The sequence below is a fragment of the Streptococcus sp. HMSC070B10 genome, from assembly GCF_001808665.1.
Classification (GTDB): Bacteria; Bacillota; Bacilli; order Lactobacillales; family Streptococcaceae; genus Streptococcus.
This window is the reverse complement of the sequence record NZ_KV794190.1, coordinates 1-258: the sequence shown is the minus strand read 5'-3', so window position 1 is coordinate 258 and position 258 is coordinate 1. Positions and strand designations below refer to the sequence as shown.

Annotated in this window: 1 protein-coding gene; it reads right to left on the bottom strand. The window is 39.9% G+C overall.

All coding sequences use genetic code 11. The features are described 5' to 3' along the window. A partial coding sequence (locus tag HMPREF2613_RS06315; RefSeq protein ID WP_186822077.1) for a protein rep occupies nucleotides 1-258 on the bottom strand: 258 nt, incomplete at both ends.

The following is a 258-nucleotide window of genomic DNA, read 5'->3' as shown; positions in this document are numbered from 1 at the left end:
CAGCTTACCAAAGCCAATTTGTCTTTTTCGGTGCAATCCTGTCAGCATATCATCTACTATCTGCAATTTCTCCTGATCCGTAAAATCCATTTTTTCATCAGTCACATCAAACGGTTTTACAGGATATTTTGCAGTCTCCAAAATAGCACCTTTCAAGCCTTTGCCTTTATCCGCTTTTACCGCTCGAATATCCACCATAGGAGTATAATCTAGCTTCATAGCTTTTTGCCATAATTCGGTCCACTCCTCCTGGTTTAA